20 protein-coding genes are annotated in these 22559 nt (G+C 62.3%); 8 read left to right on the top strand and 12 right to left on the bottom strand.

Features of this window, described 5'->3' with window-relative positions:
* Position 1 precedes the first annotated feature (1 nt).
* The 6 genes from ACSQ3I_RS10870 to ACSQ3I_RS10845 form a co-directional block, all read right to left on the bottom strand.
* Positions 2-1054 (bottom strand): sugar phosphate isomerase/epimerase family protein, encoded by a 1053-nt coding sequence (locus ACSQ3I_RS10870; RefSeq protein WP_435998715.1) that lies wholly within the window; start codon positions 1052-1054, stop codon positions 2-4.
* Positions 1055-1157: 103 nt separating this feature from the next.
* A complete protein-coding gene (xylA, locus tag ACSQ3I_RS10865) occupies positions 1158-2468 on the bottom strand; it encodes a xylose isomerase (RefSeq protein WP_435998713.1) in 1311 nt (436 codons plus the stop codon).
* 123 nt (positions 2469-2591) lie between these two features.
* Positions 2592-4049 (bottom strand): xylulokinase, encoded by a 1458-nt coding sequence (xylB, locus tag ACSQ3I_RS10860; RefSeq protein WP_435998711.1) that lies wholly within the window; start codon positions 4047-4049, stop codon positions 2592-2594.
* Between the two features lie 27 nt (positions 4050-4076).
* Positions 4077-5102 carry a LacI family DNA-binding transcriptional regulator gene (locus ACSQ3I_RS10855; protein WP_435998709.1) on the bottom strand — a complete coding sequence of 342 codons (1026 nt, stop codon included), beginning with the start codon at positions 5100-5102 and terminating at the stop codon, positions 4077-4079.
* Positions 5103-5196: 94 nt separating this feature from the next.
* Positions 5197-6786 carry a DHA2 family efflux MFS transporter permease subunit gene (locus tag ACSQ3I_RS10850; RefSeq protein ID WP_435998707.1) on the bottom strand — a complete coding sequence of 530 codons (1590 nt, stop codon included), beginning with the start codon at positions 6784-6786 and terminating at the stop codon, positions 5197-5199.
* Positions 6787-6808: 22 nt separating this feature from the next.
* Positions 6809-8029 carry an HlyD family secretion protein gene (locus tag ACSQ3I_RS10845; RefSeq protein WP_435998705.1) on the bottom strand — a complete coding sequence of 407 codons (1221 nt, stop codon included), beginning with the start codon at positions 8027-8029 and terminating at the stop codon, positions 6809-6811.
* Positions 8030-8163: 134 nt separating this feature from the next.
* Between ACSQ3I_RS10845 and ACSQ3I_RS10840 the strand changes: the two genes are divergently transcribed.
* From ACSQ3I_RS10840 to lysS, 4 genes are all read left to right on the top strand, one after another.
* Entirely contained in the window at positions 8164-8853 is a 690-nt protein-coding gene (locus ACSQ3I_RS10840) for a TetR/AcrR family transcriptional regulator (RefSeq protein WP_435998703.1), read from the top strand.
* Between the two features lie 123 nt (positions 8854-8976).
* Entirely contained in the window at positions 8977-9732 is a 756-nt protein-coding gene (locus ACSQ3I_RS10835) for a TerC family protein (protein ID WP_435998701.1), read from the top strand.
* 488 nt (positions 9733-10220) lie between these two features.
* Positions 10221-11675 (top strand): glutamate--tRNA ligase, encoded by a 1455-nt coding sequence (gene gltX, locus ACSQ3I_RS10830; RefSeq protein WP_435998699.1) that lies wholly within the window; start codon positions 10221-10223, stop codon positions 11673-11675.
* A 16-nt stretch (positions 11676-11691) separates the two neighbouring features.
* On the top strand, positions 11692-13188 hold the full coding sequence (lysS, locus tag ACSQ3I_RS10825) for a lysine--tRNA ligase (protein ID WP_435998697.1): 1497 nt from the start codon (positions 11692-11694) through the stop codon (positions 13186-13188).
* A 119-nt stretch (positions 13189-13307) separates the two neighbouring features.
* Here the strand turns inward: lysS and ACSQ3I_RS10820 are convergent, their stop codons facing one another.
* Both ACSQ3I_RS10820 and ACSQ3I_RS10815 read right to left on the bottom strand, forming a co-directional pair.
* Positions 13308-14561 carry a hypothetical protein gene (locus ACSQ3I_RS10820; RefSeq protein ID WP_435998695.1) on the bottom strand — a complete coding sequence of 418 codons (1254 nt, stop codon included), beginning with the start codon at positions 14559-14561 and terminating at the stop codon, positions 13308-13310.
* Between the two features lie 35 nt (positions 14562-14596).
* Complete coding sequence (locus tag ACSQ3I_RS10815) at positions 14597-14932, bottom strand: hypothetical protein (RefSeq protein WP_435999014.1); 336 nt, start codon at positions 14930-14932, stop codon at positions 14597-14599.
* Between ACSQ3I_RS10815 and ACSQ3I_RS10810 the strand changes: the two genes are divergently transcribed.
* Genes ACSQ3I_RS10810 through ACSQ3I_RS10795 form a run of 4 tightly spaced genes read left to right on the top strand, consistent with a single transcriptional unit; the run spans position 14814 to position 18274 of the window.
* Positions 14814-15707, top strand: coding sequence for a metal ABC transporter substrate-binding protein (locus tag ACSQ3I_RS10810; protein ID WP_435998693.1), 894 nt, complete (start codon positions 14814-14816; stop codon positions 15705-15707). The two genes, ACSQ3I_RS10815 and ACSQ3I_RS10810, sit on opposite strands and share 119 nt — an antisense overlap.
* The gene (locus ACSQ3I_RS10805) at positions 15704-16588 is read left to right on the top strand and encodes a manganese/iron ABC transporter ATP-binding protein (protein WP_435998691.1); all 885 of its coding nucleotides are present in this window, start codon (positions 15704-15706) and stop codon (positions 16586-16588) included. The genes ACSQ3I_RS10810 and ACSQ3I_RS10805 overlap by 4 nt, the downstream gene beginning before the upstream one ends.
* A complete protein-coding gene (locus ACSQ3I_RS10800) occupies positions 16572-17429 on the top strand; it encodes a metal ABC transporter permease (protein WP_435998688.1) in 858 nt (285 codons plus the stop codon). The genes ACSQ3I_RS10805 and ACSQ3I_RS10800 overlap by 17 nt, the downstream gene beginning before the upstream one ends.
* Positions 17426-18274 (top strand): metal ABC transporter permease, encoded by an 849-nt coding sequence (locus ACSQ3I_RS10795; protein WP_435998686.1) that lies wholly within the window; start codon positions 17426-17428, stop codon positions 18272-18274. Before ACSQ3I_RS10800 ends, ACSQ3I_RS10795 begins: the two co-directional genes overlap by 4 nt.
* 54 nt (positions 18275-18328) lie before the next feature.
* Here ACSQ3I_RS10795 and ACSQ3I_RS10790 read toward each other — a convergent pair whose 3' ends face one another.
* The 4 genes from ACSQ3I_RS10790 to ACSQ3I_RS10775 are packed head-to-tail and all read right to left on the bottom strand — an operon-like array spanning position 18329 to position 22524.
* On the bottom strand, positions 18329-19756 hold the full coding sequence (locus ACSQ3I_RS10790; RefSeq protein WP_435998684.1) for a gamma-aminobutyraldehyde dehydrogenase: 1428 nt from the start codon (positions 19754-19756) through the stop codon (positions 18329-18331).
* Between the two features lie 23 nt (positions 19757-19779).
* Entirely contained in the window at positions 19780-20595 is an 816-nt protein-coding gene (locus ACSQ3I_RS10785) for an ABC transporter permease (protein WP_435998682.1), read from the bottom strand.
* Complete coding sequence (locus ACSQ3I_RS10780) at positions 20585-21535, bottom strand: ABC transporter permease (RefSeq protein WP_435998680.1); 951 nt, start codon at positions 21533-21535, stop codon at positions 20585-20587. The genes ACSQ3I_RS10785 and ACSQ3I_RS10780 overlap by 11 nt, the downstream gene beginning before the upstream one ends.
* The gene (locus ACSQ3I_RS10775) at positions 21532-22524 is read right to left on the bottom strand and encodes an ABC transporter ATP-binding protein (protein ID WP_435998678.1); all 993 of its coding nucleotides are present in this window, start codon (positions 22522-22524) and stop codon (positions 21532-21534) included. The genes ACSQ3I_RS10780 and ACSQ3I_RS10775 overlap by 4 nt, the downstream gene beginning before the upstream one ends.
* Between the last annotated feature and the right edge of the window lie 35 nt (positions 22525-22559).

Genomic DNA, 22559 nt, shown 5'->3' with positions numbered 1-22559 from the left:
TTTAGATCCCCAGCATCCGCCGGTTGGCGGCGTCATCCGTGCCGGCGCTGGCGAAGTCGTCGAAGGCTTTTTCCGTCACGCGGATGATGTGGGCGCGGACGAATTCGGCGCCTTCACGGGCACCGTCTTCCGGATGCTTGAGGGCGCATTCCCATTCCACCACGGCCCAGCCGTCGAAATCATTGGCGGTGAGCTTGGAGAAGACCGCCCCAAAATCCACCTGGCCGTCGCCCGGCGAGCGGAAGCGGCCGGCGCGGTTGACCCAGCCCTGGTAGCCGCCATAGACGCCCTGCCGTCCGGTCGGATTGAACTCCGCATCCTTGACGTGGAACATCTTGATGCGGTCCTTGTAGATGTCGAGGTTATCGAGATAGTCGAGGCACTGCAGCACGTAATGCGACGGATCGTAGAGCATGTTGGCGCGCGGATGGTTGCCGACGCGTTCGAGGAACATCTCGTAGGTGATGCCGTCGTGCAGGTCTTCGCCCGGATGGATTTCGTAGCAGATGTCGACGCCGTTCTCTTCGGCATGATCGAGGATCGGCCGCCAGCGGCGGGCAAGCTCGTCGAAGGCGGCTTCCACCAGCCCCGCCGGCCGCTGCGGCCAGGGATAGATGAACGGCCAGGCGAGCGCGCCGGAGAAGGTCGCATGCGCCTTGATGCCGAGATGCCGCGAGGCTGTCAGTGCCATTTTCACCTGCTCGACGGCCCACTCCTGCCGCGCCTTGGGATTGCCGCGCACCTCAGGTGCTGCAAAACCGTCGAAGGCTTCGTCATAGACCGGATTGACGGCGACCAGCTGGCCCTGGAGATGGGTGGAAAGTTCGGTGACCTCGACGCCGTTTTCCCGCGCCTTGCCGGCAAATTCGTCGCAATAATCCTTGGATGCGGCAGCCTTCTTCAGATCGATCAGCTGGCTTGCCCATGTCGGCACCTGCACGCCGATGTAACCTTTGTCCGCAGCCCACTTGGTAATGCCGTCCCAGGAATCGAAAGGAGCCTGATCCCCCGCGAATTGACCGAGAAACAGAGCGGGGCCTTTAATGGTTTTCATGAAATCTCCTCCGATGACATTTCCTGTAACGTTGCAGGTCTGCGGTTTAGCATGAGTTCCCGGCCGGTCAAACCCGGCCGGGAACGATTTTCGCAATTGCCGCTCAGACGTAGCGGTTGACGACGTTTTCCAGAAGCTCCTGGCGGCCGGACTTCGGTTCCGGATTGATGTCGGCGCCCTCGACGTTGGCGGCGATCTGGTCCAGCGAATATTCGCCGCGCAGCATCTTCTGCGCCTCCGGTGAATCCCAGCCGGCATAACGGGCTTCCAGCGGCTTCGACAGCGCGCCGTCCTCGACCATCCGCGCTGCCGCCTTCAAACCGCGGGCGCAGCAATCCATGCCGCCGATATGGCCGATCAGCAGATCGTCCGGATCCAGCGACTGGCGACGCAGCTTGGCGTCGAAATTGGTGCCGCCGCTGGTGAAGCCGCCGGCCTGCAACACCTGGTAATAGGCAAGCGCCATTTCCGGCACGTTGTTGGGGAACTGGTCGGTATCCCAGCCGGACTGGTAGTCGTTGCGGTTCATGTCGATCGAACCGAAGATGCCGAGCGCCCTGGCAAGCGCCAGCTCGTGCTCGAAGGTGTGGCCGGCCAGGATGGCGTGGCCCTGCTCGATGTTGAGCTTTACCTCGTTTTCGAGACCGTGCTTTTTCAGGAAGCCGTAGACCGTCGCGACATCGTAGTCGTACTGGTGCTTGGTCGGCTCCTGCGGCTTCGGCTCGATGAGAATCGTGCCCTTGAAGCCGATCTTGTGCTTGTATTCGACGACGAGGTTGAGGAAGCGGCCCATATGGTCGAGTTCGCGGCCCATATCGGTGTTGAGCAACGTCTCGTAGCCTTCACGGCCGCCCCAGAGCACGTAGTTTTCACCACCCAGGCGGTGCGTGGCATCGAGGCAGGTTTTTACGGTCGCCGCGGCGAAAGCAAAGACGTCCGGGTCCGGATTGGTGGCCGCACCCGCCATATAGCGGCGGTGCGAGAACAGGTTGGCGGTGCCCCACAAGAGCTTGACGCCGGTCGCGGCTTGCTTCTCGGCAAAATAGTCGACGATCTCGTTGAGATTTTTGGTGTTCTCGACGAAGTTCGCGCCTTCCGGCCGAACGTCGGCATCATGGAAGCAATAATAGGGTGCGCCGAGCAGCGAGAAGAATTCGAAGGCGACGTCGGCCTTCAGCTTCGCCGCCTGCATGCCGTCCGTAAACCACGGGCGCAGGAAGGTCTGGCCGCCGAACGGGTCGCCGCCCGGCCAGGTGAAAGTGTGCCAGTAGGCGACGGCAAAACGCAGATGGTCTTCCATGCGCTTGCCCAGCACGATCTCGTCGGGCTGGTAATAACGGAAGGCGAGCGGGTTGGTGCTGTCGGGGCCTTCATATTTGATTTTTTGGATGTCGCCGAAAAATCCGGTGCTCATGGGTGGGTCTCCTTGGGTGTGTTTCTTTGTATTGAATGTTGGCATGAGGCCCCTCATCCGCCTGCCGGCACCCCTCCCCGCATGCGGTGAGAGGGTTAGGGTGAGGGGCAAAACCGCAAGCCGCTACAGTGCCGAAAGCGGCTTGATCGCCGGATACAGCGCCCGGTAACGGCTATAGGCATCGGCATAGGCGCCGGAAAATTCCGCAACCGGATCGATCGTCTCGGCCGTTTCCGGCGCCGAGCAGACGGCCACCGGGTCAGCGCCCGTCGCCGCGATCAGGCCGAGGCGGGCGGCGCCGAAGGCCGCCCCGAAATCGCCATCGGCCGGAATATCGACGGGCACGCCGAGCGCCGTGGCGATCGAGGCCAGCCAGTAGCGCGAGCGCGAACCGCCGCCGATCGCCGTGACGCGGGAGATTGTCGTGCCGGCCGAGCGCAGCGCCTCGAAACTGTCGCGGATGGCGAAGCTCACGCCCTCCAGCACCGCCTGCGTCAGCACCACGCGGCCGGTGTCGTGGCCAAGGCCGATGAAGGCGCCGCGGATGGCGGCATCGTTGTGCGGCGTGCGCTCGCCGGAGAGATAGGGCAGGAAGGTGACGCCGGTCGGGGCGCGCAAGGCTTCGCCCAGTTCGGTCGTCAGCTCGGCCGCGGACTTGCTCGTCACATGCGAATGCCAGTTGAGGGCATCCGTGGCCGAGAGGATCACACCCATCTGATGCCAGGTGTTCGGCAGCGCGTGGCAAAAGGCATGCACGGCGCTTTCCGGCTTCGGCAGATAGGAGCCGTTGGCGGCAAACAGCACACCCGAGGTGCCGAGCGAAACGAAGGCAGCACCTTCCGACACCGTGCCCATACCGCAGGCCGAGGCGGCATTGTCACCTGCTCCGCCCGCCACGATAACGCCGCCGCCCATGCCCCACTTGCCGGCCAGCTCGCTGCGCAACGTACCGGCGGGATCGGTGCCTTCGACCAGCGCCGGCATCTGCCGTTCGTTGAGGCCGGTTGCCGCCAGAAGCTCCGCCGACCAGGCGCGCTTGCCTGTATCGAGCCAGGAGGTGCCGGCGGCGTCGGACATTTCCGAAATATGCTCCCCGGTCAGCCAGAGGCGCAAAAAGTCCTTCGGCAGCAGCACCTTGGCGACCTTCGCAAAAATATCCGGCTCATGCCTGGCGACCCAGGCGAGTTTTGGCGCGGTGAAGCCGGGGAAAACGATGTTGCCCGTCAGCGCCCGGAAGCGCGGATCGGCATCAAGCGCTGCGGCTTCGACATGGCTGCGGGTGTCGTTCCAGAGGATGCAGGGACGCAGCACCTTGTCGTCCGCATCCACCAGCGTCGCGCCGTGCATCTGGCCGGACAGGCCGATGCCGCGCACCGCCGCAAGCTCGGCGGGATGCAACGCCTTGAGACCGCCGATCGCCTCTTCCGTGGCGCGGATCCAGTCGGCCGGCGCCTGTTCCGACCAGCCGTGATGCGGCCGTGACACTTCAAGCGCGCCATTGGCCGAACCGATGACACGCTGGTCGCCGTCGATCAGCATCGCCTTGACGCCGGATGTGCCGAGATCAAGCCCTAGATACATGGTGTTTCTCCTCTGCCTGCCCTTTTGTCATGGCAGGTTGTCTCGCAAGAATATGTCGATACGGATGCGCTCCTGCGCCTCCACCACCGCAAGGCCATCGGCCTTCGCCTTCAAGATGCGGATGGCGCTGCGCACCTCATGACCCGCATCCTGGTTGAGCACGGCATCGATGATGCCCTCCTGCAGCGCCGCCCGCGTATGAACCGTCAGTTCATGGGCAATCACCGTCAGCGACCGCCCGCCGCCCTGTGCCTGCAGGGCAGCGATCAGGCCGCGATTGCCGGCGCCCAGGCTGTAGACACCGAGAAGGCCGGCATGTGCCTGCAGCGTGCCGGCAACCAGCGCCTCGGCGCGTTGCGGTTCGTCGCGGCCTTCGAGCACCGGCAGGATGGTGATGTCGGGAAACTCCGCCCGCAGCACGGCGGCAAAACCTTCAAGCCGCTCGCGATGGTCGCGCACCAGCATCGATCCGGCCAGAACGGCGACCGGTCCCGACCGTGCCCCGAGAAAGCGACCGAGCAGGCTTGCAGCCGTGCGCCCGGCCGCGATGTTATCGACACCGGCATAATGGTCCCGCCGCGAGCCCGGCAGGTCGGAGACGAGGGTGACGACGGGAATACCGTCCTCGGCCAACCGCGCAACGGCATCACGAACCTCATCGGCATCGATCGCCACCAGCGCCACGCCCGAGGGCCTTTCGGCCCGCGCGGCATCCAGCGCCACGACCAGGGCGCCCGGATCGAAGGCCGGAATTTCGATCACCCGGATATCGGTGCGTTCGGCGGCAGCGCGCGCCATCGCCTCGCGGACCTCCGCGTGCAGGCCATGCATGAAAGAATTGTTGCTGTCGGGCAGGATGAAGACAAGCGGATAGACCCGCCCCTTGGCGAGATTGGCGGCCGCGACATCACGGACATAGCCCAGCCGGTCGATCGCCGCCTCCACCTTGGCGCGCGTCGCCGCCCGCACGCCCGGCCGACGGTTCAGAACCCGGTCGACGGTGGCCAGGCTGACGCCCGCGCTCGCGGCAATGTCATGCACGGTCGGTCTCATCACTCCTCCTGACGGGGAGTGTTAGCCGAATTTTTGATGTACGTAAATCAGAAATTCGTGACCGGCTGGAAGCCGGGAGAATGGCAAGCGGCGGTCAATGCCCGCCGCCACCCCCGCCGACGCCCGATTGGGGCTTTTTGATCAGCATGGCAAAGAAGATCAGACTGGTGAACAGCACCGTCAGGATCAGGAAGATGTCGATGAAGGACATGATCGTCGCCTGCTGCGTCACCATTCCTGCAATTTTCTTGATGGCGATCGCCGTGCCGTCGAGCCCGTAGGTCTGATAGTTCGAGCTTATGGCATTCAGCTTGTCCATCGCTTCCGGATTGCCCCATTGAACATGCTCCGAGAGGCGGGCATAGTGCTCTTGCTCGCGCTGGGTGATCAGGGTGTTGATGGCGGCGAGACCGACGGCGCCGCCGAGGTTGCGCGTCAGGTTGAAGAGACCCGAAGCGCCGCGGATCTTGGCCGGCGGCAACGTGCCGAGCGCGACGTTGTTGATCGGCACCATGCAGAGCATCAGGCCGCAACCGCGCAGGATCTGCGGGATCAGCAACTCGTAGAAATCCCAGTCGGCCGTCATCGAACTCATGATCCAGGTACCGGCCGCAAAACTGCCGAAACCGATCATCATCATCACCCGCGGATCAAGCTTGGTCGACAGCTTGCCGGCGATCGGCGCGGTGCAGAACATCGCCAGACCCGAAACGAACATCGTCTCGCCGATCATCAGACTGTCATAGCCACGGATACGGCCGAGATAGAGCGGATAGAGATAGGTCAGGCCGTAGAGCCCGATGCCCATCACGAAGGAGAACAGCGAACCGAAAGCGAAGTTGCGGTCTGAAAAGGCGCGCAAATCCACCACCGGGAACTCCACCTTGAAGGCCCGGTAGAAGAAAACGACGGCACCGATGGCACTGGCGACGGCACCATAACGGATCGCCTCGTCGCTGAACCAGTCGTTAGCATTGCCTTCTTCGAGCACATATTCGAGCGCGCCGAGGAAGACGGCCATGGAAATCAGCCCCCACCAGTCGAACTTCTTGAACAGGCTGAGTTCCGGCTTGTCGAAATCGATCAGCTTCCAGGTGACGACGGTGACGATGATGCCCGGAATGACGTTGATGAGGAACAGCCAGTGCCAGGAAAAGGCATGGCTGAGATAGCCGCCGACCGTCGGGCCGATGGTCGGCGCCAGCGTGGCGACGAGGCCGATGATCGGAGAAACGATGCTGCGCTTCGACGGCGGGAAGATGGTGAAGGCCGCCGCGAAGACGGAAGGGATCATGCCACCGCCGATAAAGCCCTGTAGCGCGCGGTAGATGATCATCTGGTCGATGTTCGTCGCCGTCGCCGCCAGGGCGCTGGCGATAGTGAAGCCGGCAGCCGAAACCGAGAACAGAATACGAGTGGAAACGATGCGTGCCAAGGTGCCCGACAACGGGATCATCACCACCTCGGCGATCAGATAAGCCGTCTGCACCCAGGCCACTTCGTCCGAGCCGGCGCTGAGGCCGGCCTGGATTTCGGCGAGCGAGGCCGAGACGATCTGGATGTCGAGGATCGACATGAACATGCCGAAGACCATCGCAAAGAAAGCGATCAGCCGTTTCGGGTCCATACTATCCTGTGCCGGCGCCTGGGGCGCCGTTGCCGCATTCACCGTTGCAGTGGCCATGGCCGTGCGCCTTGTGTAGGGGTTACTTTGCCTCGGCGACGGCAGCGCCCGGAGCGGTGCGCGTGTCGACGTCGACGACCACACTCAGGCCGGCGCGCAGGCGGCCGCTGTCCAGCACGTCCTTCGGCAGAGCGATGCGGACCGGCACACGCTGGATGACCTTGGTGAAGTTGCCAGTGGCATTTTCCGGCGGCAGCATCGAGAAGACCGAGCCGGACGCCGGGGCGATCGACTGCACGGTGCCTTCGATCATTTCGTCCTCGAAGGCATCGACGTGGATGCGGACCTTTTCGCCGGTCTTCAGGTGGCCGATCTGCGTTTCCTTGAAGTTCGCCTCGATATACAGCTCCTTCACCGGCACGAGCGCCGCCAGCCGCTGGCCGGGCGAAACCAGGTCGCCGGTCTGCACCGAGACGTTGCCGATAATGCCGTCGTAAGGGGCACGAAGGGTCGTGAAGCTGAGGTCGCGCGCAGCCTTGTCGCGGGTCAGTTCCGAGGAGCGGATCGTGCTTTCGGCTTCCTTGCGCTGCGCCTGCAGCAGGATGATGTTCGCCTTGGCGGAGGCGACGGCGGCATCGCCGGCGGCGAGGTTTGCCTTGGCCTGATCGAGCGCCACCTGGGCATTGTCCAGCGAAGCAACCGTGCCGACGTCCTTCTGCTGCAGGTCACTGGCACGTTTCTGGTTGATCTCGGCGCCACGCAACGCCGCCTGCAGCGCACCGAGCTGGGCTTCCGCCTGCTTCTGGGCCGCCTCGGCGCCGACGATCTGCGCATCGATGCGTTGCAGCGACAATTGTTCGGTGACGATCTGCGCCTTGGCCTGTTCGACGGCGATCGTATAGTCGCCGGTGTCGAGCGTCACCAGCGGATCGCCGGCCTTGACCGCCTGGTTGGCGACAACCTGCACGCTCTCGACATAACCGGATACCTTGGGCGAAATCATCGCGATGTCGCCTTCGATATAGGCATCGTCGGTGGACACCATGAAGCGGCCATCAATCCACCAGTTGTAACCGTACCAGCCGGCAGCGCCCAACGCCGCGAGAACGACGACGGGCAGCAGGAAGCTGCGGCGCTTCTTCTGCGGCGGCGGCGCGATGGCAACGGGCACCTGCTCGACCTTGGCTTCCGCAGAGGTATCGCGCTGCTCTGTCGCGCCGGCCTTCTGGGCGGCAGCGTTTGCATCGGCATTTTCGGAAACATCGACCACGCGGGCGACACTGGATTTCTGCGAGCCTGACATATTCACACCAGTTCATGAAGCGGATGAAATCGAACCGAACGGTTCAGTTCGATTTGACATAGAGCGTTTTTGCGTGCATATCAAGAGCAAATCGAACCACCCGGTTCGATATGGGTTAACAAGTTGGGTCACCGATGTCGACGAATGCGGAGCATACCGCTGCAACGGTTGCAGAAATGGAAACGACGCCGTCTGGCGGCGGCCGGCGGGTTGCGGGCGAAGATCCGGTCAAGCGCGAACAGATCCTCGACGGCGCCAAGGTCATTTTCATGGGCACCAACTTCGATGCGGCGAGCATGAGCGATGTCGCCCGCGAGGCAGGGGTCTCCAAAGGCACCCTCTACGTCTACTTCCAGAACAAGGAAGACCTTTTTGCTGCCCTGATCGAGCGCCAGCGCAGCCGCTTCGTCGCCTCGATCCGTGATGCCTTGACCGAGCGCGATGATGTCGAGGACGCGCTTTTCCATTTCGGCATGACCTTCTGCCGGCATCTGACCAGCGGCGACGTCATCTGTTCCATGCGTAGCGTGCTCGGGGTCATCGACCGCATGCCAGGGCTAGCGCACCGCTTCTTTTCGTCGCCGTCCAACGTCCGCGCCGTGCTCCAGGAATATCTGGACCGTCAGGTTGCCGCAGGCACACTCAGAATCGACGATACCGACCTGGCGGCCCGGCAGTTCATCGAGCTGTCGAGCGGCACTTATTTCAAGCTGCGCCTGTTCGGCGACATGAAGGAAATGCCGCCGATCGAAGAAATACAACGCGTGATCAACAGCGCTGTCTTTGTCTTCATGTCGGCCTATCGCGCCCCCGCGGCGAAGTAACGCGAAAACGATTTACCGCAAATCGCCGCCATCAAGATGGCGGCCGCTTGTCCTTGCAGTCTTTATCCTTACATGCGCGTGTGCTATCCGCATTGTATTACCTCTAGAAAGGATGAGAACTGGATGCAGGACATTGCTATTTTGGCAGCGGATCCCGCCGTATGGGTCGCTTTGATCACCCTGGTGGTCATGGAGGTCGTGCTCGGGATCGACAACCTGATCTTCATCTCCATCCTCACCAACAAGCTGCCGCAGGAAATGCGCGAAAAGGCGCGCCGCATCGGCATCGGCCTTGCCCTCGTCATGCGCCTTGGCCTGCTCGGCACCGTGGCCTGGATCGTGCAGCTCACCCAGCCGGTCTTCGAACTCTTCGGCCACGGCTATTCCTGGAAGGACATGATCCTGATCGCCGGCGGTCTCTTCCTCGTCTGGAAGGCGACAAAAGAAATCCATCACAACGTCGATCCGGTTGACCACAAGGAAGACATGGTCGGCGGCGCCGTGACCACCAGCTTCGCCGCCGCGATCGGCCAGATCCTGCTGCTCGACCTGGTCTTCTCGGTCGACAGCATCATCACCGCCGTCGGCATGACGCCGCACCTGCCGGTCATGATCGTCGCCGTCGTCGTCGCCGTCGCCGTCATGCTGCTCGCCGCCACGCCGCTTGCCAATTTCATCGAGAAGAACCCGACTATCGTCATGCTGGCGCTCGCCTTCCTCATGATGATCGGCACGACGCTGATCGCCGAAGGCATGGGCTTCCACGTGCCGAAGGGCTACGTCTACGCCGCCATGGCCTTCTCCGGCCTCGTCGAGGTGCTCAACATGGTCGCCCGAAACCGACGCAAACGAAATGCGTCGGGCGGCACGGTGCACTGACGCGCCGTTGATTTGCACAAAAAGGAAGGCCCGCATCGGCGATGCGGGCCTTTTTTGTTGGGCAGGGAATGAGGATGGGAACCGGATGGGTAAGAAGCTCGCCTGCCGTTTCGTTGGCCACGGAAAGAAACCGGAAAAATATCCGTGTTCTCCTTCTCCATCATGTCCGGTTGGCACAGTTCGCCATCCCTGCCGATAAAACGGCCTTGCCGGAAGAATGTTCCCGCGAAAAGATCGGTGGCACGAAGATACCGCGTTCCGATATCCGTGGCGCGACGGCAAAGGCGCCGGTCCGCGTGCGGTTTTCCTTGACGTTCCGCGGCGATTGTGGCCTAAGGCCATCGAACGGATAACGCCCCGGAAAACGGCGCTTCTGCCTTCCTTTCCGCGTCATCATCCGGCCATGAAACCCGCATACTTCCGGCAAGCCCGTTTCGAGCGCTGCCGTCCGGTATGCGCGCCCCCGCATGTCACCACAGGCAACGATTATGACCACTTCCGGCGTCCGCGTACGCATTGCCCCTTCCCCGACCGGTGAGCCGCATGTCGGCACCGCCTACATCGCGCTGTTCAACTATCTCTTCGCGAAAAAACACGGCGGCACCTTCATCCTGCGCATCGAAGATACCGATGCCACCCGCTCGACCCCCGAGTTCGAGCAGAAGGTGCTGGATGCGCTGAAATGGTGCGGCCTGGAATGGTCGGAAGGCCCCGATATCGGCGGCGACTACGGCCCCTATCGCCAGAGCGACCGCAAGGCGATGTACACGCCCTACGGCCAGGACCTGCTCGACAAGGGCCATGCCTTCCGCTGTTTCTGCACGCCCGAGCGCCTGGACCAGATGCGCGAGGCGCAGCGCGCCGCCGGCAAGCCGCCGAAATATGATGGCCTCTGCCTCAACATCAAGGCCGAGGAAGTCACCGCACGCGTCGCGTCCGGCGAGGCTTCGGTCATCCGCATGAAGATCCCGGCGGAAGGCTCCTGCGATTTCAACGACGGCGTCTACGGCGACGTGTCGATCCCGTGGGATTCGGTCGACATGCAGGTGTTGATCAAGGCCGACGGCATGCCGACCTATCATATGGCCAACGTCATCGACGACCACCTGATGAAGATCACCCATGTCGCGCGCGGCGAGGAATGGCTGGCCTCGGTGCCGAAGCACATCCTGCTCTACCGCTATTTCGGCTGGGATGCGCCCGTCTTCATGCACCTGTCCTTGATGCGCAATGCTGACAAATCGAAACTGTCGAAACGCAAGAACCCGACCTCGATCTCCTATTATTCGGCGCTCGGCTACCTGCCGGAAGCGTTGATGAACTTCCTCGGCCTGTTCTTCATCCAGATCGCCGAGGGCGAGGAACTGCTGACCATGGATCAGCTTGCCGAGAAGTTCGACCCGGACAACCTGTCGAAGGCCGGCGCGATCTTCGATATCCAGAAGCTCGACTGGCTGAACGGCCGCTGGCTGCGCGAGCAGCTGTCGCCAGAGGATTTTATCGCCCGCACCCTTCTCTGGGCCTCGGAAAACAGCCGCCTGACCGAAGGCCTGAAGCTGTCGCAGAGCCGCGTCTCCAAGCTCGGCGAACTGCCTTCTCTCGCCGGCTTCCTGCTGTCGAGCGACGTCGGCCTGACGCCGGCCTCGTTTGCCGGTCTGAAGACCAGCCCGGAGGAAACGCTGGAAATCCTCAACGCCGTGCAGGTCGACCTGGAAAAGATGCTCGAATGGAACGTCGAGTCGATCGATGCGGAACTGCGCGCCGTCGCCGACAGGCTCGGCAAGAAACTCCGCGTCGTCACGCCGCCGCTGTTCGTCGCCGTCTCCGGCTCGTCCCGCTCGCTGCCGCTGTTTGACTCGATGGCGCTGCTCGGCCGCTCCGTCGTGCGCCAGCGCCTCAAGACCGCCGCGACCGTCGTCGCGTCGATGGTCGGCGCCAAGTAATCAGAAAGATCGCAGAATGACCGAAACCAAGACCGCCCCCGCCCTCTCCTCCGACGCGACGGAAGTTCGCGCCCAGAAGCTGAAGCTTTTGCGCGAGCAGATCGGCGACGTCTATCCGGCGCATTTCCATCGCACGCTGACCAATGCCGAGCTGGCTGCGAAATACGAAGGGCTGGAGCCGGACACCGAGACGCAGGACGTCGTCACCGTCGCCGGTCGCGTCTATTCCTCGCGCAATTCCGGCATGTTCATGGATATCCATGACGCCGGCGGCAAGATCCAGATCTTCAGCCACAAGGATACCACGCCGGAGGATGCCCGCGCCCTGCTGCCGATGATCGATATCGGCGACATCGTCGGTGTCACCGGCCTCGTGCGCCGCACCAAGCGCGGTGAGCTGACGATCAACGCCCAGGCGATCACCATGCTCACCAAGTCGCTGTTGCCGATGCCGGAAAAGTGGCACGGCCTCTCCGACATCGAGCTGCGCTACCGCAAGCGCCACCTCGACATCATGACCAACGACGAGTCGAAGCTGCGTTTCCAGCAGCGTTCGAAGATCGTCTCCGGCATCCGTCGTTTCATGGAAAACGACGGTTTCATGGAAGTCGAGACGCCGATGCTGCATTCGGTCTATGGCGGCGCCACCGCCGAGCCGTTCAAGACGCACCACAACACGCTGAAGCTCGACATGTTCCTGCGCATCGCGCCGGAGCTTTACCTCAAGCGCACGCTGGTTTCCGGCCTCACCGACAAGGTGTTCGAGATCAACCGCAACTTCCGCAACGAAGGCGTCTCCACCCGGCATAACCCGGAATTCACGATGATGGAGTGCTACTGGGCCTATGCCGATTACGAGGACATCATGGACCTCGTCGAGCGGATGTTCGCCGAACTGGCGATGAAGATCCACGGTACGACGGAATTTGCGTTCGGCGACAAGCAGTTGTCCTTCAAGGGTCCGTTCAAGCGGGTGCCGATGCCCGATGCCGTCAAGGAAGCGACCGGCATCGACTTCCTGTCGATCAAGACCGACGAAGAAGCCCGCGCCGCTGCCAAGGCCGCCGGCTTCGAAGTCGAGAAGGATTGGACCTGGGGCGAATGCCTGGCCTTCATCTTCGAAGAGAAGGTCGAGCCGACGCTGATCCAGCCGAGCCATGTCACCCACTTCCCGAAGGACATCTCGCCCTTCGCCAAGGAAGTGCCGGGTGAACCGCGCCTCGTCGAGCGCTTCGAGACCTATTGCAACACCTGGGAACTCGGCAACGCCTTCTCCGAACTCAACGATCCGGAAGAGCAGCGCCGCCGTATGATGGAACAGCTCGACCAGGCGCACGCCCGCGGCGAGAAAGAAAAACAACTCGACGACGAATTTTTGGACGCCATGGACCAGGGCATGCCGCCCGCCGGCGGCCTCGGCATCGGCGTCGACCGTCTGGTGATGCTGCTGACCAACTCGCCGTCGATCCGCGACGTCATCCTCTTCCCGGCACGCCGCAGCAAGAACGACTGAGGCTGACGGGTTCAGAGAGTCCGCGCTTCATTTGCGATGCGCGGACATCGACCAAATAAAAACCGGAGACGATCATCATCGTCTCCGGTTTTTTATTTGGGGCATGCCCGCAAACAATCTCAGTTGGTTTCGTTGATGAAAGGCTCGTCGATGAATTCATCGCTGGCCGACGCCTGCTCTTCGCTTTCGGCGGGCATCTCTTCTTCGGCGACGGCGCTATGCTCTTCCGCGGCCTTGTTCGAAGGCTCGGCTGCGTGTTCGTCTTTCGCCTTGTCGCCGTGCTTTTTCACCGGTTTTGCCGAGCTGTGGTCTTCTGCCGGCTTTTCCTCGTGTTTTACAGCGTTGTTTTCTTCCGCACCCGGCACGGCGGCATGTGCCTCGACGGACAGTGACTTGTTGTCCGCCGCCTTGTCGGCGTGCGGCTTCTCCGCCTTTGCGCCCTCGACATCTTCGGCCGGCGCGGCATGATCGCCCGTCGCGGCCGTCACAGCGCTTTCATCCGTGCCTGCGGCAACGTGGTCTTCTTCGGCAGGCGGCTCTTCACCGGCGCTCTCAGCGGCATGATTGTTTTCGACCACGGCGTTTTCCTGCTGCGTGGCTTCCGCCTCACCCGCTGGAGCTGCGTCATGGCCATTTTCGGCGACCGGTACGTCCGCCGCCGGCTCTTCGCCATGGCCGCTGCCGTCCTTCTGCTCAGCCTCGGCCCCATGCCCCTCCGGTGATTCGCCGTGGGTTTCAGCCGCCGCGCCGTGACCCTTTTCTTCCTTCTTGCCGTGATCGCCCGACTTGACTTCAACGCCTGGCGCTTCCTGGCAATCGGCGCGATCGCCCAAAAGCTTTACCAGACTTTCAATATGCTCGAGCGGCAGCTGGATCTTTTCGCCATAGAACTGCCCGTCAGCCGTGGCGGCGCCATCGACATATTTGGCGGTGTAGATGGGCGTGCCTTCCAGTTCGGCAATCTTTTCCGGATGCGGCACGTAAACCACATCGGCGCCGACGGCGCGACCGCGCATCGCGGCACGCATTTCAGGCCCGTTCTGGTCGAGAACCACGACCTGGACGAGATCCGGCTTCTGTTCGGCATAAACAGCCTCGGCGACCCGCAACGCGGTCATCACCCGCGCCAAGCCCTCAGCCGGCTCGGTCTTGATGAACTTGCGAACCCAGAAACGGTCTTTCTTCTTGATCTTGAAGGTCTTGACGGTCGTGCAGGCAAGATCGGCGACCTTCTCCGAAGGCCCGAATCCAAGCAGCCCATCCTTGCCGGCGTAAAGCGCAAACGCACCCGTGGCTCCACCGAGCAGCAGGATGCCGCCGATGAAAAACACCAGTTTCCGGGGTAACCGGAGGATGCGCAGCTTGGCTTTCACGCCGACTGCTCCGTCATTGACCTGCTCCAAACCTATTACTTGGTCGAACCGACGTTAGTGGAACGACGTTTCTGAATACTTAAAACGACAGCTAAACTCTTATTCTTCATGGCAACCTGAAGAAAATGATTGGGGTCTTTTGCCGGTTCGGCCTCCCATTTTTGCGAATGATTTGCAATAGCGTTGACAGCGCCCGAAAGCGGCATATATTCAAAATGCAAATCATTCGCATCTGCAATGACAGGATGAACCATGTTTTTTCGAAACCGTTGCCTATCAGTGCTTTTTTTCGTCATTTCGACCTTTGTCGGCGCCGCGCAAGCCGCTGAAAAACCGAAAGTAATTACGACCTTTACGATTATCGCCGACATGGCCCGAAACGTCGCCGGCGAGGCGGCCGATGTCGAAAGCATCACCAAGCCGGGCGCGGAAATTCACAATTACCAGCCGACGCCGCGCGACATCCTCAAGGCGCGGGACGCCAATCTCGTTCTCTGGAACGGGTTGAACCTCGAACGCTGGTTTGAAAAGTTTCTGGTCAATCTCGGGGACATTCCGAGTGTTGTCATCAGCGACGGCGTAGAACCGCTCGGCATCGGCGGCGGTCCTTATGAGGGCAAGCCCAATCCGCACGCCTGGATGTCGCCGGACAACGCGCTCATCTATGTCGAGAACATCCGCAAGGGCCTGACGCAGATCGACCCGGCCAATGCCGAAACCTATGCTGCCAATGCCAAGGCCTATTCCGACAAGATCAAGGCCGAGATCGAACCGATGCGGCTGGAACTCTCCAAGCTGCATGACAATCAACGCTGGCTTGTAACGAGTGAAGGCGCCTTTTCGTACCTCGCCAGAGATTTCAACCTGAAGGAGCTTTTTCTCTGGCCGGTGAATGCCGACCAGCAGGGCACGCCGCAACAGGTTCGTGCCGTGATCGACGCGATGCGCGCCAACAATATCAAGGCGATCTTCAGCGAAAGCACCGTTTCCGACAAGCCGGCCAGGCAGGTGGCATCCGAGACCGGCGCGAGCTATGGCGGCCTTCTCTACGTCGATTCGCTGAGTGATGAGAGCGGCCCCGTTCCCACCTATCTCGATTTGCTGCGGGTTACGACCGGGACCATTGTCAAAGGTCTTTCGCAATGAGGATGGGCAAATCCAAGAATAACCAGCCGGGCCTGGAAGTTCAGAACGTATCCGTGACCTATCGCAACGGCCACACGGCCTTGCGCAAGGCGAGCTTTTCGGTGCCGCGCGGCACCATCACCGCGCTTGTCGGCGTCAATGGCAGCGGCAAGTCGACGCTTTTCAAGTCTATCATGGGTTTCGTGCCGCTGGCCGAGGGCACGGTCACCATCCTCGGCCTGCCGGCTCGTGAGGCGCTGAAACAAAACCTCGTCGCCTACGTGCCGCAAAGCGAGGAAGTCGACTGGAATTTTCCGGTGCTGGTGGAAGACGTGGTGATGATGGGCCGCTACGGCCACATGAACTGGCTGCGCATCCCCTCCCGGCGCGACCGCGACATGGTGACCGACGCGCTGAAACGTGTCGGGATGGAGGAGTTTCGCAAGCGGCAGATCGGTGAACTCTCCGGCGGTCAGCGCAAGCGGGTCTTCCTCGCCCGCGCTTTGGCACAGGAAGGCCAGATCATCCTGCTCGACGAACCCTTTACCGGCGTCGATGTCACCACCGAGGAGCAGATCATCGAACTCTTGAAAGCGCTGCGTGACGAGGGGCGTGTGATGCTGGTATCCACCCACAATCTCGGCAGCGTGCCGGAATTCTGCGATCGCACCGTCTTCGTCAAGGGTACGGTGATCGCCGCCGGCCTGACCGACGAGACCTTCACCGAAGCCAACCTCGAACGTGCCTTCGGCGGCGTGCTTCGGCACTTCATCCTCGGCGGCACCGACCTGCACGACGATGAAGACCCGCGCCGCCTCAAGGTGATCAGCGACGACGAGCGGCCCTTCGTCATCTATGGCAATGGCGGCAAGGAGAAGGAAAGCGATGAACACGCTTCTTGAACCCTTCTCTTATGATTATATGGTCAACGCCATCTGGGTCAGCGCGCTTGTCGGCGGTGTCTGCGGTTTTCTTTCGGCCTACCTGATGCTGAAAGGCTGGTCCTTGATCGGCGACGCGCTGTCTCACTCGATCGTGCCGGGCGTTGCCGGGGCCTACATGCTCGGCCTGCCCTTCGCGCTCGGTGCCTTCATTTCCGGCGGGCTTGCGGCCGGCGCCATGCTGTTCCTCAACCAGAAGACCCGGCTGAAGGAAGACGCGATCATCGGCCTGATCTTCACCTCCTTCTTCGGCCTCGGCCTGTTCATGGTGTCGCTGTCGCCGACCTCGGTGAACATCCAGACCATCGTGCTCGGCAATATCCTCGCCATCACCCCGGAGGATACGCTGCAGCTCGCCATCATCGGCGGCGTCAGCCTTGCCGTGCTGGCGCTGAAATGGAAGGATTTCATGGTCACCTTCTTCGACGAGAGCCATGCCCGCACCATCGGCCTGCGCCCAACCTTTCTGAAAATCCTGTTCTTCACCCTGCTCAGCGCCTCGACCGTGGCGGCGCTGCAGACGGTCGGCGCCTTCCTCGTCATCGCCCTGGTCGTCACGCCCGGCGCCACGGCCTACCTGCTCAGCGACCGGTTCGGCCGCGTCATCGCTCTCAGCCTTCTGATCGGCGCGGTGACCAGCGCGCTCGGCGCCTATATCAGCTACTTCCTCGACGGGGCGACCGGCGGGGTGATCGTCGTCATGCAGACCGCGCTTTTCCTGCTTGCCTTCGTCTTCGCGCCGAAACACGGCATTCTCGCCAATCGCCGCCGGGCGCGGCTTGCCCTGGAGGAAACGGCATGAGCGAAACCATCGAATTCGCCATCCTGCCGTTCCAGCTGCCCTTCATGCTGTATGCCTTCGCCATCACGCTGGCGATTGCCGTGCCGATGGCGCTCCTATCCTGCATCCTGGTGCTCAAGGGCTGGTCGCTGATGGGGGATGCCGTCTCGCATGCGGTGCTGCCGGGCGTCGTCATCGCCTATATCCTGGCCATTCCGCTGTCGATCGGCGCCTTCGTCGCCGGCATGTTCTGCGCCATCGCCACCGGTTACCTGAAGGAAAACAGCCGCATCAAGGAAGACACGGTGCTCGGCATCGTCTTTTCCGGCATGTTCGGCCTCGGCGTCGTGCTTTATGTGAAGGTGCAGAGCGACGTGCACCTCGACCATATCCTGTTCGGCGACATGCTCGGCATTTCCGCCGCCGACCTGATCGAGACCGGCCTCATCGCGCTGGCCGCGACTGCCTTCCTGATCGTAAAACGCAAGGACTTGCTCGTGCATGCCTTCGACCCGCAGCATGCCCGCGCCATCGGCCTGCCAGTGCGGCTCCTGCACTACGGCCTGCTGGCGGTTCTGTCGCTGGCGGTGGTCGGTGCCTTGAAGGCGGTGGGCATCATCCTCTCGGTGGCATTGCTGGTTGCCCCCGGCTCTATCGCCTATCTGCTGACGCGGACGTTCCGCTCCATGCAGATCGTTGCGGTGATCATCGCCGCAGTAACGTCGATCCTCGGCATCTACCTCAGCTTCTTCATCGACAGTGCGCCTGCGCCGACCATCGTGCTGCTGATGTCCGCCCTCTTCATCGTCGCTTTCATCCGCGTGACGATTGCCGCGCGGCGGACGGACCGGGTGACTGCAGGCTGAAATCTTCCCACCCCCTCCAAATGCAGGAGGGGGTGGGCCAAAGGCGTATCTTCCTTACCCGTGCGCGATCATCACATGGCGCACGGCGGTGTAATCCTCCAGGGCGTAGACCGACATGTCCTTGCCGTAGCCGGATTGCTTGACGCCGCCGTGGGGCATTTCGTTGCAGAGCATGAAGTGGGTGTTGATCCAGGTGCAGCCGTATTGCAGACGCGCTGCAGTCTTCAGTGCCCGGGAAACATCCTTGGTCCAGACGGAGGAAGCGAGACCGTAGTCGCTGTCGTTCGCCCAGGCGATCGCCTGCTCGGCTTCGTCGAAACGCGTCACCGAAACCACCGGGCCGAACACCTCGCGGCGGACGATCTCGTCGTCCTGGGTGGCGCCGGCGATGACCGTCGGCTGGAAGAAGAAACCCTTGTCGCCGAGCACGCTGCCGCCCGCCGTCACCTCGATATGCTTATGCTCGCGGGCACGCGTGACGAAACTTTCAACGCGGTCGCGCTGGCGGCGGGAGATCAGCGGGCCGATCTCGTTTTCGGTATCGTCCGCCTGGTTCAGCCTGATGGTCGAGACGGCAGAGGAGAGGTCTGCGACCAGCCCGTCGTAGATCTTCGCATCGGCATAGATGCGGCAGGCGGCGGTGCAATCCTGGCCGGCATTGTAATAACCGAAGGTGCGGATGCCGTTGACGACGGCTTCGAGGTCGGCGTCGTCATAAACGATGACCGGTGCCTTGCCGCCGAGTTCCAGATGGGTGCGCTTGACGGTCTTCGCCGCCGCCGCCAGCACCTTCTTGCCGGTGGCGATATCGCCGGTGATCGACACCATGGAGATCTTCGGATGGTTGATCAGCGCGTTGCCGACCGTCTCGCCGCGACCGAGCACGACGTTGACGACGCCTTCCGGCAGCACGTCAGCCAAAACCTTGGCGAGCTTGAGCGCCGTCAGCGGCGTCTGTTCCGACGGCTTGAAGACGACGGTGTTGCCGCCGGCAATCGCCGGAGCGAGCTTCCACGCCATCATCATCAAGGGATAGTTCCACGGCGCAATCGAGCCGACGATGCCGATGGCATCACGGCGCAGCATCGAGGTGTGGCCGGGCAGGTATTCGCCGGCGGCCGGTGTCGTCAGCGACCGGACGGCGCCGGCAAAGAAACGCCAGCAATCGACGATGGCCGGCAGTTCGTCGTTGAGCACGGCATTGATCGGCTTGCCGCAATTCAGCGATTCCAGAGCCGCGAAAGCGGCTGCATCCGCCTCGATGGCATCGGCAATCTTCAGGAGATAGGCCGAACGCTGACCCGGCGTCGTCTGCGACCAGGAGAGGAAGGCTTTTTCGGCTGCCTCGACCGCGGCATCGACCTGACCGAGCGAGGCTTCCGGCAGATCCAGGACGGTTTCGCCGGTCTTGGGGTTGAGGACGTGCTCGTCGGCCTCCGTGCCCGCCTCGAAGCGGGAACCGATCAGCATCTCAGTATCCATGGCTTTCTCCCTTGATATGGTCGTTACTTGCCGCCGCCGGCGACCTGGTCGCCGTCGCGGGTGAGGTAGTAGGCCGCCAGGATCGGCAGGAAGGTGACAAGCACGACAACCATGGCGACGACATTGGTAACCGGGCGCTGACGCGGCCGGATGAGTTCCTCCAGCATCCAGATCGGCAGCGTCGACTGCTGGCCGCCGGTGAAGGTGGTGACGATGACCTCGTCGAAGGACAACGCGAAGGCGAGCATGCCGCCGGCCAGAAGCGCCGTGCCGATGTTCGGCAGCACCACATGACGGAAGGTCTGGAAACCGTCGGCGCCAAGATCCATCGAGGCCTCGATCAACGATCCCGAGGTGCGGCGGAAGCGGGCGACCGCATTGTTATAGACCACCACAACGCAGAAGGTGGCGTGGCCGAGAATGATGGTCCAGACCGAAAACGGAATGTCGAACAGGCTGAAGGCGGAGCGTAGCGCGATGCCGGTGATGATGCCGGGCAGCGCGATCGGCAGGATGACCAGCAGCGAGATCGCCTCGCGGCCGAAAAACTTCGTCTGGCTGACGGCGGCGGCGCACAGCGTGCCGAGCAGCAGCGCGACGGCGGTGGCAATGGTGGCGACCTGCACCGACAGGCCGAGCGCCTGCCAGACATCCGGACGGTTCCAGGTGACGGCAAACCATTGCGTCGTAAAGCCCGGCGGTGGCCATTGGTAGGATTTTTCCTCCGTGGTGAAGGCGTAGACGAAGATCAGCAGGATCGGCAGGTGCAGGAACAGCAATCCGACGCCGGCGGCGATTTTCAGGGCAAGTGGGGCGCGTTGGCCGCGATCAGAGCGCATCGAAAGCTCCCTGGCGTTTGGCGATCCAGAGGTAGATGGCCATGATGACGATCGGAACCACCGAGAAGGCGGCGGCAAGCGGCACGTTGCCGGCCGTGCCTTGCTGGCTATAGACTGCCTGACCGATGAACAGCCGCGACGAGCCGATGATCTGCGGGATGATGTAATCACCGAGCGTCAGCGAGAAGGTGAAGATCGAGCCGGCGATGATACCGGGCAGGGCCAGCGGCAAAAGCACGGTGCGGAACGTCTGGCGCGGCGTGGCGCCGAGATCCGACGAGGCTTCCAGAAGGTTGCCGGGCACGCGCTCCAGTGCCGCCTGGGTGGGCAGGATCATGTAGGGCAGCCAGACATAGACGAAGACGAGGAAGGTGCCGAGGTAACTGATCGACAGCGAGTTGCCACCGATAACCGGCAGGGCGAGGATGCCGTCCAGCAGCCAGAGCAGATGCAGTTTGGTGAAGACCCAGGTGAGGATGCCTTCCTTGGCGAGGATAAGTTTCCAAGCATAGATCTTGACGAGGTAGCTCGACCACAGAGGCAGCATGATGCCGAGATAGAAGACCGCCTTCCATTTGCCCTTGGCGTAACGCGCTGCATAGTAGGCTATCGGGAAACCGATGGCGGCGGAAAACAGCGTGACGCTGGCTGCCATGATCACCGTGCGCAGGATGATGTCGAAATTCGCCGGCCGCAGCAGCTCCGCATAGGTGGCGAGCGTGAATTCGTAGTTGATCAGCCCGGAGAACTCATCGACCGAGAAGAAACTCTGGAGCAAAAGCGCCAGCAGCGAGCCGATATAGATGATGCCGAGCCAGAGCAGCGGCGGCGTCAACATCAGGAACAGCAGGAGTTTCGGCCGGCGCCAGAAGGCATCCGACAGGGCGCCGAAGACGCCGCCGCGGCCGGGCAGGATGGAGGTGGTGGCCGCGCTCATCATGCCGCATCATCCATGTAATGAGCGTCGGCCGGCGCCCAGCCAAGCGCGATTTCGGAACCGACAGCCGGAACGGCATGATCGGCTGGCAACATGACATGCAGCTTGGCGCCGGCGGTTTCGACCAGCAGCCGGTTCGAGGCGCCGAGGAAGCTGACCTGCAGCACCTTGGCTGCCACGCCCTCGCCGCCCGACTTCAGGCGGATCGCCTCCGGCCTGAGGCTCGCCCAGCGCGCCTCGCCACCCAGCCGCTTCATGACGTCGGGTGCCAGCACATTCGAGGAGCCGACGAAATCGGCGACAAACCGTACCTTCGGCCGCTTGTAGATCTCTTCCGGCGTACCTTCCTGTACGATGTTGCCGTTGTTGAAAACGGCGACGCGATCGGCCATCGACAGCGCCTCGCCCTGATCGTGGGTGACGAAGACGAAGGTGATGCCGAGCGCCCGCTGCAGGCTCTTCAGTTCTTCCTGCATCTGCTCGCGCAGCTTGAGGTCAAGCGCGCCGAGCGGTTCGTCGAGCAGCAGTACCCGCGGTTTGTTGACGAGCGCACGGGCAAGCGCGACGCGCTGCCGCTGGCCGCCGGAAAGCTGGCCGGGGCGGCGGGCGCCGTAACCCGGCAATTTTACCAGCTCGAGGGCCGCTTCCGCCTCGCGATACCGCGTCACCTTGTCGACACCCTTGACCATCAGCCCGTAGGCAACGTTGTCGAGGATGCTGAGATGCGGAAAGAGCGCATAATCCTGGAAGACGGTGTTGACGTTGCGCCGATAGGGCGGCACGCCTTCGGCCGTCTCGCCGAAAATTTCGATATGCCCGCCGGTCGGCTGCTCGAAGCCGGCAATCAGGCGCAGGCAGGTGGTCTTGCCCGAACCGGATGGGCCGAGCATGGCGAAGAACTCGCCGGGCGCAATCGTCAGATTGACGCCATCGACCGCCCGGACCTGGCCGAAATGGCGGGCGACATTCTGGAATTCGACTGCGGCTGTCATGGGGGGCTCCGAGTGGTTGTGCCGTTAGGCCGCCC

Origin of the sequence: Rhizobium sp. LjRoot30 (assembly GCF_964253915.1) — a bacterium.
In the GTDB taxonomy this organism is placed as follows: Bacteria; Pseudomonadota; Alphaproteobacteria; order Rhizobiales; family Rhizobiaceae; genus Metarhizobium.
The sequence above is the reverse complement of the archived record's forward strand: the minus strand, read 5'-3'. Positions and strand labels throughout refer to the sequence as shown.

Bases quoted from the DNA above. Each gene is read 5' to 3' on its own strand.
- ACSQ3I_RS10870 (WP_435998715.1), bottom strand. From the start codon at position 1,054: ATGAAAACCATTAAAGGCCCCGCTCTGTTTCTCGGTCAATTCGCGGGG.
- xylA (WP_435998713.1), bottom strand. From the start codon at position 2,468: ATGAGCACCGGATTTTTCGGCGACATCCAAAAAATCAAATATGAAGGC.
- xylB (WP_435998711.1), bottom strand. From the start codon at position 4,049: ATGTATCTAGGGCTTGATCTCGGCACATCCGGCGTCAAGGCGATGCTG.
- ACSQ3I_RS10855 (WP_435998709.1), bottom strand. From the start codon at position 5,102: ATGAGACCGACCGTGCATGACATTGCCGCGAGCGCGGGCGTCAGCCTG.
- ACSQ3I_RS10850 (WP_435998707.1), bottom strand. From the start codon at position 6,786: ATGGCCACTGCAACGGTGAATGCGGCAACGGCGCCCCAGGCGCCGGCA.
- ACSQ3I_RS10845 (WP_435998705.1), bottom strand. From the start codon at position 8,029: ATGTCAGGCTCGCAGAAATCCAGTGTCGCCCGCGTGGTCGATGTTTCC.
- ACSQ3I_RS10840 (WP_435998703.1), top strand. From the start codon at position 8,164: ATGTCGACGAATGCGGAGCATACCGCTGCAACGGTTGCAGAAATGGAA.
- ACSQ3I_RS10835 (WP_435998701.1), top strand. From the start codon at position 8,977: ATGCAGGACATTGCTATTTTGGCAGCGGATCCCGCCGTATGGGTCGCT.
- gltX (WP_435998699.1), top strand. From the start codon at position 10,221: ATGACCACTTCCGGCGTCCGCGTACGCATTGCCCCTTCCCCGACCGGT.
- lysS (WP_435998697.1), top strand. From the start codon at position 11,692: ATGACCGAAACCAAGACCGCCCCCGCCCTCTCCTCCGACGCGACGGAA.
- ACSQ3I_RS10810 (WP_435998693.1), top strand. From the start codon at position 14,814: ATGTTTTTTCGAAACCGTTGCCTATCAGTGCTTTTTTTCGTCATTTCG.
- ACSQ3I_RS10815 (WP_435999014.1), bottom strand. From the start codon at position 14,932: ATGTCGGCGATAATCGTAAAGGTCGTAATTACTTTCGGTTTTTCAGCG.
- ACSQ3I_RS10805 (WP_435998691.1), top strand. From the start codon at position 15,704: ATGAGGATGGGCAAATCCAAGAATAACCAGCCGGGCCTGGAAGTTCAG.
- ACSQ3I_RS10800 (WP_435998688.1), top strand. From the start codon at position 16,572: ATGAACACGCTTCTTGAACCCTTCTCTTATGATTATATGGTCAACGCC.
- ACSQ3I_RS10795 (WP_435998686.1), top strand. From the start codon at position 17,426: ATGAGCGAAACCATCGAATTCGCCATCCTGCCGTTCCAGCTGCCCTTC.
- ACSQ3I_RS10790 (WP_435998684.1), bottom strand. From the start codon at position 19,756: ATGGATACTGAGATGCTGATCGGTTCCCGCTTCGAGGCGGGCACGGAG.
- ACSQ3I_RS10785 (WP_435998682.1), bottom strand. From the start codon at position 20,595: ATGCGCTCTGATCGCGGCCAACGCGCCCCACTTGCCCTGAAAATCGCC.
- ACSQ3I_RS10780 (WP_435998680.1), bottom strand. From the start codon at position 21,535: ATGATGAGCGCGGCCACCACCTCCATCCTGCCCGGCCGCGGCGGCGTC.
- ACSQ3I_RS10775 (WP_435998678.1), bottom strand. From the start codon at position 22,524: ATGACAGCCGCAGTCGAATTCCAGAATGTCGCCCGCCATTTCGGCCAG.